Source organism: Streptomyces sp. NBC_00669 (assembly GCF_036226785.1).
Lineage (GTDB): Bacteria > Actinomycetota > Actinomycetes > Streptomycetales > Streptomycetaceae > Actinacidiphila.
This window is the reverse complement of record NZ_CP109018.1, coordinates 1,122,550-1,136,627: the sequence shown is the minus strand read 5'-3', so window position 1 is coordinate 1,136,627 and position 14,078 is coordinate 1,122,550. Positions and strand designations below refer to the sequence as shown.

The 14,078-nt window shown below is 72.7% G+C and carries 12 protein-coding genes; 4 read left to right on the top strand and 8 right to left on the bottom strand.

The window, feature by feature from the left end; translation table 11 throughout:
* Positions 1-7 precede the first annotated feature (7 nt).
* Entirely contained in the window at positions 8-1,234 is a 1,227-nt protein-coding gene (locus tag OG896_RS04455) for a DUF3500 domain-containing protein (RefSeq protein WP_329362571.1), read from the bottom strand.
* Positions 1,235-1,383: 149 nt separating this feature from the next.
* On the opposite strand from OG896_RS04455, the gene OG896_RS04450 reads away from it, so the two are divergent.
* Positions 1,384-1,800 carry a winged helix-turn-helix transcriptional regulator gene (locus tag OG896_RS04450; RefSeq protein WP_329362570.1) on the top strand — a complete coding sequence of 139 codons (417 nt, stop codon included), beginning with the start codon at positions 1,384-1,386 and terminating at the stop codon, positions 1,798-1,800.
* A gap of 81 nt (positions 1,801-1,881) precedes the next feature.
* Here the strand turns inward: OG896_RS04450 and OG896_RS04445 are convergent, their stop codons facing one another.
* Both OG896_RS04445 and OG896_RS04440 read right to left on the bottom strand, forming a co-directional pair.
* Entirely contained in the window at positions 1,882-3,666 is a 1,785-nt protein-coding gene (locus OG896_RS04445) for an ABC transporter ATP-binding protein (RefSeq protein ID WP_329362568.1), read from the bottom strand.
* A complete protein-coding gene (locus tag OG896_RS04440) occupies positions 3,663-5,645 on the bottom strand; it encodes an ABC transporter ATP-binding protein (protein ID WP_329362566.1) in 1,983 nt (660 codons plus the stop codon). The genes OG896_RS04445 and OG896_RS04440 overlap by 4 nt, the downstream gene beginning before the upstream one ends.
* 298 nt (positions 5,646-5,943) lie before the next feature.
* Here OG896_RS04440 and mscL point away from each other — a divergent pair, with 298 nt between their 5' ends.
* On the top strand, positions 5,944-6,417 hold the full coding sequence (gene mscL, locus OG896_RS04435; protein WP_329362564.1) for a large conductance mechanosensitive channel protein MscL: 474 nt from the start codon (positions 5,944-5,946) through the stop codon (positions 6,415-6,417).
* Between the two features lie 76 nt (positions 6,418-6,493).
* Here the strand turns inward: mscL and OG896_RS04430 are convergent, their stop codons facing one another.
* Positions 6,494-7,117, bottom strand: a complete 624-nt coding sequence (locus OG896_RS04430) for a MarR family winged helix-turn-helix transcriptional regulator (RefSeq protein ID WP_329362562.1) — start codon at positions 7,115-7,117, stop codon at positions 6,494-6,496.
* Positions 7,118-7,327: 210 nt separating this feature from the next.
* On the opposite strand from OG896_RS04430, the gene OG896_RS04425 reads away from it, so the two are divergent.
* Complete coding sequence (locus OG896_RS04425; RefSeq protein WP_329373699.1) at positions 7,328-9,112, top strand: ABC transporter ATP-binding protein; 1,785 nt, start codon at positions 7,328-7,330, stop codon at positions 9,110-9,112.
* Between the two features lie 93 nt (positions 9,113-9,205).
* Complete coding sequence (locus OG896_RS04420) at positions 9,206-9,583, top strand: DoxX family protein (RefSeq protein WP_329362560.1); 378 nt, start codon at positions 9,206-9,208, stop codon at positions 9,581-9,583.
* Here OG896_RS04420 and OG896_RS04415 read toward each other — a convergent pair.
* The 4 genes from OG896_RS04415 to OG896_RS04400 all read right to left on the bottom strand — a co-directional run bounded on the left by OG896_RS04415 (position 9,575) and on the right by OG896_RS04400 (position 13,962).
* Positions 9,575-10,291, bottom strand: a complete 717-nt coding sequence (locus OG896_RS04415) for a LutC/YkgG family protein (RefSeq protein WP_329362558.1) — start codon at positions 10,289-10,291, stop codon at positions 9,575-9,577. The genes OG896_RS04420 and OG896_RS04415 overlap by 9 nt on opposite strands.
* A complete protein-coding gene (locus OG896_RS04410) occupies positions 10,288-11,784 on the bottom strand; it encodes a lactate utilization protein B (protein ID WP_329362556.1) in 1,497 nt (498 codons plus the stop codon). Before OG896_RS04410 ends, OG896_RS04415 begins: the two co-directional genes overlap by 4 nt.
* Positions 11,781-12,560 carry a (Fe-S)-binding protein gene (locus OG896_RS04405; RefSeq protein ID WP_329373697.1) on the bottom strand — a complete coding sequence of 260 codons (780 nt, stop codon included), beginning with the start codon at positions 12,558-12,560 and terminating at the stop codon, positions 11,781-11,783. Before OG896_RS04405 ends, OG896_RS04410 begins: the two co-directional genes overlap by 4 nt.
* Before the next feature lie 175 nt (positions 12,561-12,735).
* Positions 12,736-13,962, bottom strand: coding sequence for an NAD(P)-binding domain-containing protein (locus tag OG896_RS04400; RefSeq protein WP_329362554.1), 1,227 nt, complete (start codon positions 13,960-13,962; stop codon positions 12,736-12,738).
* Positions 13,963-14,078 lie beyond the last annotated feature (116 nt).

The following is a 14,078-nucleotide window of genomic DNA, read 5'->3' as shown; positions in this document are numbered from 1 at the left end:
GCCCCGGTCAACCGCCGTGGTGGAGCCGGTAGTGCTGGGCGAGGAGATCACGTCCGTAGTCGTTGCCGTTGGGGGCTCGCACGATGGTGTGGACGTGGAAGCGGGCGGGCTCGGGGTTGGCGAGGAAGACACCGGGATGGTTGTCGTACTCGACCAGGAGCACGGGTGAGTGAATCCGGTAGTAGAAGGCGCACTCGTCGTCGTGGCCGCCGCGCCAGGCGAACCGCGTCTCGTCGAAGTGCTCACGGACGAGCGCCAGGGTGCGCTCGGCCTGGACCTGCGGGAGACGGTCGAGATAGACCCGGATCAGCTCCACCAGAGCGTCACGCTGGTCGGCCGGCAGGCTTGCGGCGACGATCCCCTCGGGAGCCAGGATGAGGTTGTCACTGCCCGCGCCGGCGAGGTGCCGGCCCTTCCACGGGCCGGCGAGTTCGGGCGGAAGGTCCTCCGCGCGAAGCGAGGGACCCATCAGGAACTCGCCCTCCCGGTCGGGGTCCAGGGCGCGGCGGAAGGAAAGGGCGACCTCGGTCTCGTCGCCGAAAGCCGTGACGCCCGCGAACCGTCCCGTCCCGGACGTCGGCTCGGCGCCGAGGAACACGGGGGCGAGAACCACCTGCCCTCCGACGAAGACGCAGTGCAGGTCCACGTGATGCCCCATCAGCTGCCACCCCCACGGGGAGTCGCCCGAAGGAGTCCCGAAGACGGTGAACCAGTAGGCGAATTCGGTGAGGGTGTCCCGGTAGTCGTCGATGAGCTCGCCCAGGTGCTCGTTGAGTGCCATCGCGGCTCGTACCTGGGCGTAGCCGGCAGGGCTGAGGCTCGCCTCGACGACGGCGAGCGCGCGATCGCGGTCACGGTCGGTGAGCCGCTCCAGGCGCATGCCCTTCGGGTGCCAGGTCGGGATCGCGTTCGTCCACAACCGCCATTCCGGGGCGTCCATCGGCAGCGCGGCGACCGCCCTCTGGTGGGGCGCCAGCCCGTCGAGGTAGGCCCGGGCGGCCGTGACGGTGGTCTTCGGGGATGCCGCCGGGTGGTGGAGACGGTAGAGGCCCCGGCGCGGGGTGCCGTTCTCGGTGATGCCGACGTAGGGCTCGCGATGCCGGCGTAAGGGTGTGGTCAGCTCGAAGGCCGCCTCCGGCGGGATCAGGTCGTCGAAGAGGTGGGAGTCGACGATCGGCAGGTCGCTTCGGGTGGCCGGCAGGGGGAAGTCCTCCGGGCGGGCTGGGCGCGACATGTTTCTCCGTACGTTGTCAGGTGGCCCGGGAGGGCCGGGCGCGGATACGGCGCCGACACACGAAGTGCCCTTCTCCGGGACGGGTGACGTCGGGCGACGCGATGCGATTACCGTAAGAAAGCAGCTCTCCCATGGGAAGAAGGCACTTTGTGGTAACCACCCGGGCCGAGTCGATGCTCCGCGACAGCCCCTACCGCGCGGACTGCCCGACTCGCCGCATCCTGGATCGGATCGGCGACCGTTGGACGGTGCTCATCGTGGGCGCCCTCTGGGACGGCAGCGCCCGCTTCTCGGAGTTGCGCCGGCGCATCGAGGGCATCTCGCAGAAGATGCTCACCCAGACCCTCCGCGGGCTCGAACGGGACGGGCTGGTGCGCCGCACCGTCCACCCCGAAGTCCCGGTCCGCGTCGAGTACGCGCTCACCGAGGCGGGCCGCACCCTGCGCGGGCCGCTGCGCGCGCTGGAGGAATGGTCGATCGCGCACCTCGGCGACGTATCAGCCTCGCAGGAAGCCTACGACCGCAGGGACCGACCTCCTCCTGGCTCCACGGGCCGCGACACGTGACGCTGCGACATCCGCGCCGCGCACTGCCGACATTCACCCTCCACCCGCCGCGGAAGGCTCACCCGTCCCGCCGTGGACGGCTCACCCGTGCCAGGAGCGCCACAGCGCCGCGTACGCGCCCTCCGCCTCGACCAGTTGGTGGTGGCTGCCCAACTCGCTGATCCGGCCGTCCTCGACCACGGCGATCACATCGGCGTCGTGCGCGGTGTGCAGGCGGTGGGCGATGGCCACGACGGTACGTCCGTCCAGCACCCGGGACAGGGACCGTTCGAGGTGGCGGGCGGCGCGCGGGTCGAGCAGGGAGGTCGCCTCGTCGAGCACCAGGGTGTGCGGGTCCGCCAGCACCAGCCGGGCGAGCGCGAGTTGCTGCGCCTGCGCCGGGGTCAGGACGGAGCCGCCGGAGCCGACCTCGGTGTCCAGGCCGTCGTCCAGCGCGCGCGCCCACTCCTGCGCGTCGACGGCGGCCAGCGCCTCCCACAGTTCGCCGTCGCCGGCCGTCGGACGGGCCAGCCGCAGGTTGTCGCGGAGGGTGCCGACGAAGACGTGGTGCTCCTGGTTGACCAGGGCGACGTGCTCCCGCACGCGCTCGGCGGGCATCCGGGCCAGCGCGGCCCCGCCGAGGGTGACCTCGCCGGTCCGCGGCGCGTACAGCCCGGCCAGCAGCCGCCCGAGCGTGGACTTGCCCGCGCCCGACGGCCCGACCAGCGCCAGCCGGGTGCCGGGCGGCACGTTCAGCGACACGTCGTGCAGCACATCGGTGCCCTCGACGTAGCCGAACCGCACCCGGTCCGCGGTCATGGTCCGGCCGTCCGGCGTCAGCGCGCCGTCGCCCTCGTCGACCGCGACCTCGCGCACCCCGACCAGCCGGGCCAGCGACGCCTGCGCCGTCTGCAACTCGTCGTACCAGCGCAGCATCAGGCCGATCGGGTCGACCAGCATCTGCGCGTACATCGCGCCCGTGGTCAGCGCGCCCACGGCCAGCCAGCCGTGCAGCGCGAATCCACCGCCGATCATCAGCACCGAGGTGAGGATCAGCACGTGGGTCATGGTGATCGCCGGGAAGAGCACGCTGCGCAGCCACAGCGTGTAGCGGCTCCAGCCGACCCAGTTCCGCAGCCGGGTCCGGGACAGCTCCTCCCGGCGCTCGCCCAGGCCGTGCGCCTCGATGGTGCGGCCGGCGTCGACGGTCTCGGCGAGCGCGGCGGCGACGGCCGCGTAACTCGCCACCTCCGCGCGGTAGGCGGCCGGTGCCCGCCGGAAGTACCAGCGGCAGCCGGCGATCAGCAGCGGCAGCCCCACCAGCACGGCCAGCGCCAGCGGCGGCGCGGTCACCGCGAGGGCTCCGAGCAGCAGCAGCGCCCACACCACGGCGATCGCGAGTTGCGGCACCGCCTCCCGCATCGCCTCCGACAGCCGGTCGATGTCGGTGGTGATCCGCGACAGCAGGTCGCCGGTGCCGGCCCGCTCCAGTACGCCCGGCGGCAGCGAGACCGAGCGCACCAGGAAGTCCTCGCGCAGGTCGGCGAGCATGCGCTCGCCCAGCACCGCCCCGCGCAGCCGGACCATCCGCACGAAGCACGCCTGCACCGCCAGCGCGGCCAGGAACAGGCAGACGGTACGGGTCAGATGGATGTCGCGATGGCCGTCGGCCAGGTCCTGCACCAGGTCACCCAGCAGGAACGGCCCGATCATCGACGCGACGACCGCGACCGTGTTGACACCGAGCAGCACGGCGAACGCGCCCCGGTGCCGCCGGGCCAGCTCGCGGACGTAACCGCGCACCGTGGCGGGCGAACCGACCGGCAGCGTGATGCTGTTCCGGGTCGGCATCGAGGGGTCGTGCTCCGGCGGTCGTACGCCGATCATGCGGACTCCTCCATCGACATGTCGTCACGGACATCGGCGGTTCCGGCGGTTCCGGCGGTTCTGGCGGTTCCGGCTGTTCCGGCTGTTTCGTCTGTTCCGGTTTCGCCCGCCGCGCGAGCCGCCGCTCCGGTCTCCGCTCCGGTCGCGGTCGCGGCGTCCCCCTGGGCCTCGTCCTCACGGGTGACCACGGCCCGGTACAGCGGGGTGGCGCGCAGCAGTTCGTGGTGGACACCGGCGGCGACCGCGGTGCCGTCGTGGACGAACACCACCTGGTCGGCACGGTCGAGCACCAGCGGGCTCGACGTGAACACCACGGTGGTACGGCCGGCGCGGATCTCCCGCAGACCGTGCGCGATCCGCGCCTCGGTGTGCGCGTCGACCGCCGACGTCGGCTCGTCGAGCACCAGCACCTCCGGGTCGGCCACCAGCGAACGGGCCAGCGCGAGCCGCTGCCGCTGCCCGCCCGACAACGACCGGCCGCGCTCGATGATCCGGGCCCGCATCGCGTCGCCGGAGTCCGCGTCAGCCCCGTCCAGGGACCGCACCAGCGCGTCGAGCACGTCGGCGCACTGCGCGGCGGCCAGCGCCGCCGGGGCGGTGACGCGCCCGGACGCGGGCACGTCGAGCAGGTCGGCCAGGGTGCCGGACAGCAGCACCGGGTCCTTGTCGTGCACGAGTACGGCGGAGCGGGCCACCGCCAGGGGTACGGCGTCCAGCGCCCTGCCGCCGATCAGCGCCGACGGCTCGCCCTCGACGGCGACCGGGCTGTGCCCGCCCAGCCGGTCGGCGAGCCGGCCCGCGGCGTCCGGGTCCCCGCACACCACGGCCGTGAGCAGCCCGGACGGCGCGCGCAGCCCCGTCGCGGGGTCGTACAGTTCGCCGCTGAGCGCGAGCGGGTCGCCGGCCGCGCCGTCGAGCGCCCCGCCGCCCACTCCGCCGGCGACCTCTCCGGCCACCTCTGCGGGCGCCCCGTCGACGTCGCTCCGCCGCAGCGCCAGCACCCGCGCGGCGCGCTTCGCCGACGGCCTGGAGAACGACCAGGCCATGGCGATCTCCTCGAAGTTCTGCAGCGGGAACATCAGGAACGACACCGAGCCGTAGACCGTGACCAGTTGGCCGACCGAGATCTGCCCGTCCAGCGCCAGCCGCGCCCCGTACCAGGCCACGCCGACCAGCAGCAGTCCCGGCAGCGCGACCTGGACGGCCGCGATGGTGGCCCACATCCGGGCGCTGTGCACGGCGGCCCGGCGCACCTCCTGCGACACGCGGCGGTAGCGGTCGAGGAAGAGCTGCTCGCCGCCGATCCCGCGCAGCACCCGCAGCCCCGCCACCGTGTCGGCGGCCAGCTCCGTGGCCCGGCCGCCCTTCTCCCGCTGGAGGTCGGCGCGGCGGGTGGCCGCGGGCAGCAGCGGCAGCACGGACAGCGCCAGCACCGGTACGGCCGCGGCGACCATGACACCGAGCTTCGGTTCGTACACCAGCAGCGCCACGGCCACGCCCACGGTGGCCAGCAGCGCCGAGGTGAAGCGGGCCAGCGCCTCGACGAACCATCCGATCTTCTCGACGTCGCCGGTACTCACCGCCACGACTTCTCCTGCCGCCACCCGCCGGGTCAGGATCGCGCCCAGCTCGACCGCCTTGGCGGCGAGGAGCTGCTGCACCCTGGTGGCGGCGCTGATCCAGTTGGTGACCGCGGTGCGGTGCAGCATGGTGTCGCCGAGCGCGGTCAGCAGGCCGAGCACGAGCAGCACGACACCGGCCAGTACCAGCCGGGTGCCCGAGCGGTCCACGACGGCCTGCACGGCCACCCCGACCACCGCGGGGAAACACGCCAGCGAGGCCATGTGGAGGGTGCCCCACGCGGCCGCGGCCACCTGACCGCGCCACTGGCCCAACTCCAGCCAGATCAGGAGCCGTCGGCCGGAACGGGTGTCGGGCCGACCCGGGTCGGCGAAGGGGATGCTGCTGAGGGACGGCATGATGTCCTGAGGTGGATGCGGGCGTGCGGGCAGGAGTCGGAGCCCGGACGGAACTGCGGCCCGGGCGGCGGCGGACGAGGTACGGCGCTCCGGGTCTTCCGGGCGATCCCCCGCAATCGGGCCGGAAACAACCGTGAGCCGTGCAAGACTCGCCGCGCCCCCGCCGTCGGGTCAAACGGTTTTCGAACTCGGCCGCCACCCGTGCGAGTGACCTGAACCACACCGACTTTGCAGGTCCGCGGCCGGAAACGGCACACTGTGTGGCTCCACACCATGGTCACCAGAGGAGACCCCCCACATGAAGGGCTTTCGGGCATTTCTGCTGCGCGGCAACGTCGTCGACCTCGCGGTCGGCATCGTCGTCGGTGCGGCCTTCACCGCGCTGGTGAACGGTTTCGTCGGGGCGTTCCTGACACCGATCGTCGGCCTGGTGAGCGGTGCCACCGGAGATTTCAGCCACCGGAACTTCCACGCCTCGGGCGTCACCTTCCCGTACGGCGTGTTCATCAACGCGGCGATCAGCTTCGTCATCGTGGCTGCGGTGATCTACTTCCTGGTCGTGCTGCCGATGAACCGCATGCAGGAGAAGTTCTTCCCGAAGGCCGCGAGCGCCCCGACCCGCGAGTGCCCGGAGTGCCTGAGCGCGATCCCCGCCGCGGCCAAGCGGTGCAGCGCCTGCACCGCGGTGCTCACGCCGACGGTGCCGGCCCAGGGCGGTGAGAAGGACGGCGCCGGTGTGAGCGACGCCGCCGGGGTCGACATCACGAAGTAGCGGCACAGGCAGCCACGCGCTGCCGACGAAACGGCGCGCCGCGTCTCCACCGCGGCGCGCCGTTCGCCGTCCCTCCCTACTGGCGACCGTGCCCGCGCTCGTGCCCGTGCCCGTGTCCTGACGGCTCGCCCTCGCCGAGCACGTCCAGCAGCGCCGACAGCGCGGCGCGCTGCTCGCCGTCCAGCGGCGCCAGCAGTTCGGCCGCGGCGGCCCGGCGCGCCCCGCGCAGCGCGGACAGCGCCCGCGCGCCGTCCTCCCGCAGCTCGATCCTGATCACCCGCCGGTTGTGCGGATCGGGGACCCTGCGGACCAGTTCCAGCTCCTCCAGCGCGTCCACGAGCGTGGTGACCGCGCGCGGCACCACGTCGAGGCGCTGTGCGAGGTCGGCCATCCGCGGCGGCGCCTCGCAGTGCGCGAGGGTGCGCAGCAGCCGGGACTGGGCGGGTGTGATGCCCAGCGGCTCCATCAGCCGGCGCTGCGAGCGGTGCAGCCGCCGGCTCAGCGTCAGCAACTGGTCGGCGAGTCGGCCGGTGACCTCGTCGGCGCCGGACGCGAGCGCCCGGGCGGCGGCTTCGTCGCGTGCCTGGCCGGCGGCCGTGGCGACCTGGCCGGAATCCGGAGCTGCTGCCTCGCTGTCCGCCGGACGCGAAGCCTGTCCGGCCGCGCTCTCCTCGGCGGTCGCGGTGGTGCGGGGGTCCATGTCCTCAGGCTATCAGGACACACTCCATTGTGAGTATAGGTAACAATGACCTACACTCCCTATGTCCGCGTATCCCGAACGCGGACCCTGGCCCGTATCCGTACCCGAACCCGGAGGAGCCCTTTGCGCCCCGAGAACGACCTCGTCAGCCGGTGGACGCCACCGAAGAGCACACCCGGCACCCGCGCGGACGTCGACGTCCGCCGCATCATGCGCCTGTTCCGCCCGTACCGCGCCCGGCTGGTCTTCGTCGGCCTGCTGGTCGCCCTGTCCTCGCTGGTGTCGGTCGCCTCGCCGTTCCTGCTGCGCGCGATCCTCGACACCGCCATCCCGCAGGGCCGCACCGGCCTGCTCGCCGTGCTGGCCCTGGGCATGATCGCCACCGCCGTCGCCAACGGCGTGTTCGGCGTGATGCAGACCCTGATCTCCACCACCGTCGGCCAGCGCGTCATGCACGACCTGCGCACGTCCGTCTACGAGCGGCTCCAGCGGATGTCGCTCGCCTTCTTCACCCGCACCCGCACCGGCGAGGTGCAGTCCAGGATCGCCAACGACATCGGCGGCATGCAGGCCACCGTCACGTCCACCGCCACCTCCCTGGTCTCGAACCTCACCTCGGTGGTCGCCGCGGTGGTGGCCATGGTCGCCCTGGACTGGGAGCTGACGATCGTCTCGCTCCTCCTGCTGCCGGTGTTCGTCTGGATCGCCCGCAAGGTCGGCCGCGAGCGCAAGAAGATCGCCACCAAGCGGCAGAAGCAGATGGCCACGCTGTCCGCGATCGTCACCGAGTCGCTGTCGGTCAGCGGCATCCTGCTCGGCCGCACCATGGGCCGGGCCGACTCCCTGACCCGCGACTTCTCGACCGAGTCCGAGAGCCTGGTCGACCTCGAAGTCCGCTCGAACATGCAGGGCCGCTGGCGGATGGCCGTGATCGGCATCGTGATGTCCGCGATGCCCGCGCTGCTGTACTGGGCGGCCGGCCTCACCGGCGGCGGCGGTCCCGGCTCGGCGATCTCCATCGGCACCCTGGTCGCGTTCGTCACCCTCCAGCAGGGCCTGTTCCGGCCGACCGTGCAGCTGCTCGCCACCGGCGTGGAGGTGCAGACCTCGCTCGCGCTCTTCCAGCGCATCTTCGAGTACCTCGACCTGCCGGTGGACATCACCGAGCGCCCCGACCCGGTGCGCATCGACCGGGTCCGCGGCGACATCCGCTTCGAGGACGTGGACTTCGCCTACGAGGCGGAGGGCGGCAAGCACGCCGCGCCGACCCTGCGCGGCATCGACCTCACCCTGCCCGCGGGCGGCAGCCTGGCCGTGGTCGGCGCGACCGGCTCCGGCAAGAGCACCCTCAGCTACCTCGTGCCGCGCCTGTACGACGTGACCGGCGGCCGGGTCACCCTCGACGGCACCGACGTGCGCGACCTCAGCTTCGACACGCTCGCGGCCGCCGTCGGCGTCGTCTCCCAGGAGACCTACCTCTTCCACGCCTCCGTCGCCGACAACCTGCGCTTCGCCAAGCCCGAGGCCACCGACGCCGAGATCGAGGCCGCCGCCAGGGCCGCGCAGATCCACGACCACATCGCGGGCCTGCCCGACGGCTACGACACCCTCGTCGGCGAGCGCGGCTACCGCTTCTCCGGCGGCGAGAAGCAGCGCCTGGCCATCGCCCGTACGATCCTGCGCGACCCGCCGGTGCTGATCCTGGACGAGGCCACCAGCGCGCTCGACACCCGCACCGAGGCCGCCGTCCAGGACGCGATCGACGCCCTCTCGGCGGGCCGCACCACCATCACCATCGCCCACCGGCTGTCCACGATCCGCGACGCGGACCAGATCGCCGTCCTCGACGCCGGACGCATCGTCGAACGCGGCACCCACGACGAACTCCTCGCCCTCGACGGGCGGTACGCGGCCCTCAGCCGGCGCGGCGAGCAGCACGCCGACGAGGCCGCCGGAGCCCCGGCCGCGCTCGAACCGGCGGTCATCGCGCCCTGAGAATCCGGTGCGCGGGCTTGCCGACACGACATTACCCGTGGGTAAGGTGGGCTTCCGGCGGGAATCGCCCGCCCGTTCGAGGAGGCCGTCCACGTGCTCATACGCCCCGCACCGCTGCTCGCCGGACTGCTCGCGACCGCCGGCGCCCTGCACTTCCTGCGGCCCGAGCCCTTCGACTCCATCGTGCCCACCGCCCTGCCGGGCCGCCCCCGCGACTGGACCCGGGCCAGCGGCGTCGCCGAGGTCGCGCTCGCGGCCGCCGTCGCGCTGCCGGCCACCCGCAGGACCGGCGGCCTGCTCGCCGCCGGCCTCTTCGCCGCGGTCTTCCCGGCCAACGTCAAGATGGCCTACGACTGGCGGCACCGCCCCGCCCCGCTCAGGGCCGCCGCCTACGCCCGGCTGCCGCTCCAAGTGCCGCTGGTCATCTGGGCCGTGAAGGTCAGCCGCTCGGCGGCGTCCGGCTCACACTGAGCCCGGCGCTGAGCCCGGCACCGAGTCCGGCGCGGACCCGGACACGGGCGGCTCGGCCCCCGACACCAGCACGACGTCCAGGGTGCGCGGGCCGTGTACGCCTTCCACGCGGTCGAGTTCGATGTCGCTGGTGGCCGAGGGGCCGGAGATCCAGGTCAGCGGGCGGACCGGGTCGAGCCTGGGCAGCGCCTGCGGCACCGAGTCCACCACCTGCTCCGGTACCCGTACGACGCACACGTGGTGGTCCGGCACCAGCGTGATCCGGCGCCGGCCCTGGTCCGGGCTCGCGTCCAGGACGATGGTGCCGGTCTCGGCGATGGCGAGTGCGCAGCAGGTGACGACGCTGTCGATGCGGTCGAGTTCGTGCGTGCCGAGGTCGTCACCGCCGACGGTGATCTCGATGTCCGCCGCGTCCCGCAGCCATCCGTCGGGCAGCGCGGGTGGCACCACGACGCTGCGGCTGCCGTGTGCGGTGAGCAGTTCCGCGATCGTACGGGGCAGGTCGGCGGCGGTGCAGCGGTGGACGTGGGCGCGGTAGTCCGACAGGTGCTCGGCGAGCAGGTCGGTGCTCTGCTCCGGGGTGCGCTCGGCGTGGACGACGGCGTAGTCCCGGAGGATCGGCCGCTCGTCGGGGGTGCCGGGCACGTCGGTCAACGCGGCGCGGATACGGCGCAGGATCTCGGTACGGCTGCTGTTGTCGTCGGTCACTTCTGCTCGCCCTTTCCGCGCTTCGCGTCCTTCTCCCGCTGCTGCCACCAGGCGCGGAACCCCTGTGCGGGCACCTCGGGGAGGTCCCGGCTGCCGCTCCACGCCTGTGCCGGGCCGGGCAGCGGCAGCCGCCTCGGGTGCAGGCGGCGGGTCGCGCCGGCCATCCGCTGGGTCGTGCCCCACACCGCCGGACGGTCCAGCGTCCACCGGGCGGCGCGCATGGCGGCTCGCTCGGCGGCGTGGCCCTTGGCGGGCTTGATGGTGGTGCGGGTGCCGCGCACGGTGACCGGGCCGCCTTGGACCACGCGTTCGCGGAGGTGGACGAGGATTTCGGGGATGTCGATGGCGACGGGGCAGACGTCGTAGCAGGCGCCGCAGAGGGTGGAGGCGTAGGGGAGGGAGGCGTCGAGGGGGGTGGTGGTGCCGCGGAGTTGGGGGGTGAGGATGGCGCCGATGGGGCCGGGGTAGGGGGAGCCGTAGGCGTGGCCGCCGGCGCGTTCGTAGACGGGGCAGACGTTGAGGCAGGCGGAGCAGCGGATGCAGCGGAGGGCTTGGCGGCCGGTGGTGTCGGCGAGGGTGTCGGTGCGGCCGTTGTCGAGGAGGATGAGGTGGAAGTTTTTGGGGCCGTCGTGGGTGGTGGTGCCGGTCCACATGGTGGTGTAGGGGTTCATGCGTTCGGCGGTGGAGGAGCGGGGGAGTGTTTGGAGGAAGACTTCGAGGTCTTGGAAGGTGGGGATGGTTTTTTCGATGCCGACGATGGAGATGAGGGTGTCGGGGAGGGTGAGGCACATGCGGCCGTTGCCTTCGGATTCGACGACGACGAGGGTGCCGGTTTCGGCGATCATGAAGTTGGCGCCGGAGATGGCGATTTTGGTGCGGAGGAATTTTTCGCGGAGGTGGAGGCGGGCGGCTTCGGCGAGGTCGGTGGGGTTGTCGGTGAGGTGGTCGGGGGCGGGGCGGCCCCAGTGGGTCATTTCGTGGTGGAAGATGTCGCGGATTTCGGTGCGGTTTTTGTGGATGGCGGGGACGAGGATGTGGGAGGGCTTGTCGTGGGCGAGTTGGACGATGAGTTCGGCGAGGTCGGTTTCGTAGGCGTGGATGCCGGCGGTGTGGAGGGCTTCGTTGAGGCCGGTTTCCTGGGTGGCCATGGATTTGACTTTGACGACTTCGGTTTCGCCGGTGGTTTGGATGATGTGGGTGGTGATGCGGTTGGCTTCGTCGGCGTCGGTGGCCCAGTGGACGGTGCCGCCGGCGTTGGTGACGGCGGTTTCGAGTTGTTGGAGGTAGTGGTCGAGGTGGTGGAGGGTGTGGTCTTTGATGGCGGCGCCGGCGGTGCGGAGTTGGGGCCAGTCGGGGAGTTCGTTGATGGCGGTGGCGCGTTTGGTGCGGATGGTGTGGGTGGCGTGGGTGAGGTTGGCGCGGAGTTGGGTGTCCTTCGTCGAGGTGTGTGCGGCTTCGGGGAAGGAGGGGAGTCCCAGGTAGGTGCCGCTCATCGGACGACTCCTGTGTCGGTTCGCCGGTAGGGGTGTTGTTCGGTGGAGGCGAGGATTTCGGCGAGGTGGAGGGTGTGGAGGGGGGCGTGGTCGCGGCGGAGGATGCCGTCGAGGTGGAGGAGGCAGGAGTTGTCGGCGCCGCACAGGACGCGGGCGCCGGTGTCGAGGGCGTGGCGGACTTTGTCCTGGCCCATGGCGACGGAGACGTCGGGGTTTTTGACGGCGAAGGTGCCGCCGAAGCCGCAGCATTCCTCGGCGCCTTCCAGCTCCCTGAGTTCCAGGCCTTTGACGGCTTGGAGGAGTTTGCGGGGGCGTTCGCCGAGGCCGAGCATGCGCAGGCCGTGGCAGGAGGGGTGGTAGGTGACAGTGTGCGGGAAGTAGGCGCCCACGTCGGTCACTTCGAGCACGTCCACCAGGAACTCGGTCAGTTCGTAGGTCTTCGGAACGGCCGCGGCCGCCGCGGCGGCCAGCCCGTCGTCCCGGCCCTCGGCGGCGGCCCGCTCCGCGATCCGCGGGTAGTTGTCGCGCACCATCGCCGCGCACGAGCCCGACGGGGTGACCACGTAGTCGTAGCCGTCGAAGGCGTCGGCGTACCGGCGGACCAGGGGCTCGGTCTCGTGGCGGTAGCCGGTGTTGAACTGGGGCTGCCCGCAACAGGTCTGGGCGGCGGGGAAGTCCACCTCCACGCCCAACCGCTCCAGCAGGGTCACCACGGCCCGGCCGGTGTCCGGGTAAAGGAGGTCGTTGACACAGGTCACGAAGAGGGCGACCCGCAGGGCGCCTTCGTGCCGCACCCCGCCGCCGCTCGGCTGTCGATCACGCATGCGCTCATACTGCCCCAAGCGTGCACAGCAGGGGAAGTATACATCCGATGTCTGTTGGGCGAGTTGGCGCTGAACTGGCCTGTGAGCTGCGCCCGGACGCGGTTGCGGGTGACGCCGGCGGGCCGCGTCAGCGGGCGGCCACGGGCATCGGTGCGGGGGCGGGCGAGGCAGCTTCGGGCGACGTGGCGTCGGCGGACTCGGCTCCGGACGGCGTGCCGTCGGAGGACTCGGTGTCGGGCGCGGCGCCGGTGCCCGCGAGCAGCGCGCGGATCTCGCGGACCGCGCTGCGCCCGGCCCGGTTCGCGCCGATCGTGCTCGCCGAGGGCCCGTAGCCGAGCAGGTGCACCCGCGGGTCCTTCACCACGCGGGTGCCCTCCAGCCGGACCCCGCCGCCCGGTTCGCGCAGCCGCAGCGGGGCGAGGTGGTCCAGGGCCGCCCGGAACCCGGTCGCCCACAGGATGACGTCGGCGTCCAGCGTGCGGCCGTCGGCCCAGGCGACGCCGTGCGGAGTGATCCGGTCGAACATCGGCTCGCGCCGCAGGATGCCGCGGGCCCGCGCGTCCCGGACCGCCTCGGTCGCCGCGAGACCGGTCACGCTCACCACGCTCTGCGGCGGCAGCCCCCGCCGTACCCTGTCCTCCACCCGGGCCACCACCGAGCGGCCCCACTCCTCGTCGAACGCCATGTCGCGGAAGACCGGCGGCCGACGGGTCACCCACGTGGTGCGCGCCGCGCCGCCCGCCTCGTGCAGCTCCATCAGCAGCTGCACCGCAGACGTGCCACCGCCCACCACCACGACGTGCAGTCCCGCGAACTCCGCCGCCCCCCGGTAGCCCGCGGTGTGCAGCTGCCGCCCCAGGAAGCTCTCCTGACCCGGGTAGTACGGCAGGAAGGGCCGGTCCCACGTGCCCGTCGCGTTCAGCAGCGCCCGCACCGACCACGTGCCCCGGTCCGTCTCCACCCGCAGCCGCCCGCCGGCCCCCTCGCGTACCGCCGACACGTCCACCGGGCGCAGCACCCGCAGGTCGAACGCCTCCTCGTACCGGCGGAAGTACTCCCCGACGACCTGCGACGACGGCTGCTGCGGGTCGCCGCCCTCCAGCTCCATCCCCGGCAGCGCGTGGACCCGGTGCGCCTTCCCGTACGTCAGCGAGGGCCACCTGAACTGCCAGGCGCCCCCGGGGCCGGGGGAGTGGTCGAGCACCACGAAGTCCGTGCCGGCCCGCAGCCCCGCCCGGCCCAGGAAGTACGCCGCCGACAGCCCCGCCTGCCCCGCACCCACCACGGCGACGTCCGCGTCCACCACCGCGGATTCGCCTGCTTCCGGCCGTCGCCCCGCACCCGAGTCCTTCATGCCTCTGCCAACCAGCGCCGCCGCCCATTGCTTCCCCCGCCGCGCCAGGTTCCCCCGCCGCCCCCGCTTCTCCCGTCGCGCCCGGCGGCGAGGGGGCGGGGGCGCCGTGACGGCAC

Coding starts and splice junctions, on each gene's coding strand:
- OG896_RS04455 (WP_329362571.1), bottom strand. CDS start 1,234: ATGTCGCGCCCAGCCCGCCCGGAGGACTTCCCCCTGCCGGCCACCCGA.
- mscL (WP_329362564.1), top strand. CDS start 5,944: ATGAAGGGCTTTCGGGCATTTCTGCTGCGCGGCAACGTCGTCGACCTC.
- OG896_RS04440 (WP_329362566.1), bottom strand. CDS start 5,645: ATGCCGTCCCTCAGCAGCATCCCCTTCGCCGACCCGGGTCGGCCCGAC.
- OG896_RS04410 (WP_329362556.1), bottom strand. CDS start 11,784: ATGAGCGGCACCTACCTGGGACTCCCCTCCTTCCCCGAAGCCGCACAC.
- OG896_RS04425 (WP_329373699.1), top strand. CDS start 7,328: ATGCGCCTGTTCCGCCCGTACCGCGCCCGGCTGGTCTTCGTCGGCCTG.
- OG896_RS04445 (WP_329362568.1), bottom strand. CDS start 3,666: ATGATCGGCGTACGACCGCCGGAGCACGACCCCTCGATGCCGACCCGG.
- OG896_RS04430 (WP_329362562.1), bottom strand. CDS start 7,117: ATGGACCCCCGCACCACCGCGACCGCCGAGGAGAGCGCGGCCGGACAG.
- OG896_RS04400 (WP_329362554.1), bottom strand. CDS start 13,962: ATGAAGGACTCGGGTGCGGGGCGACGGCCGGAAGCAGGCGAATCCGCG.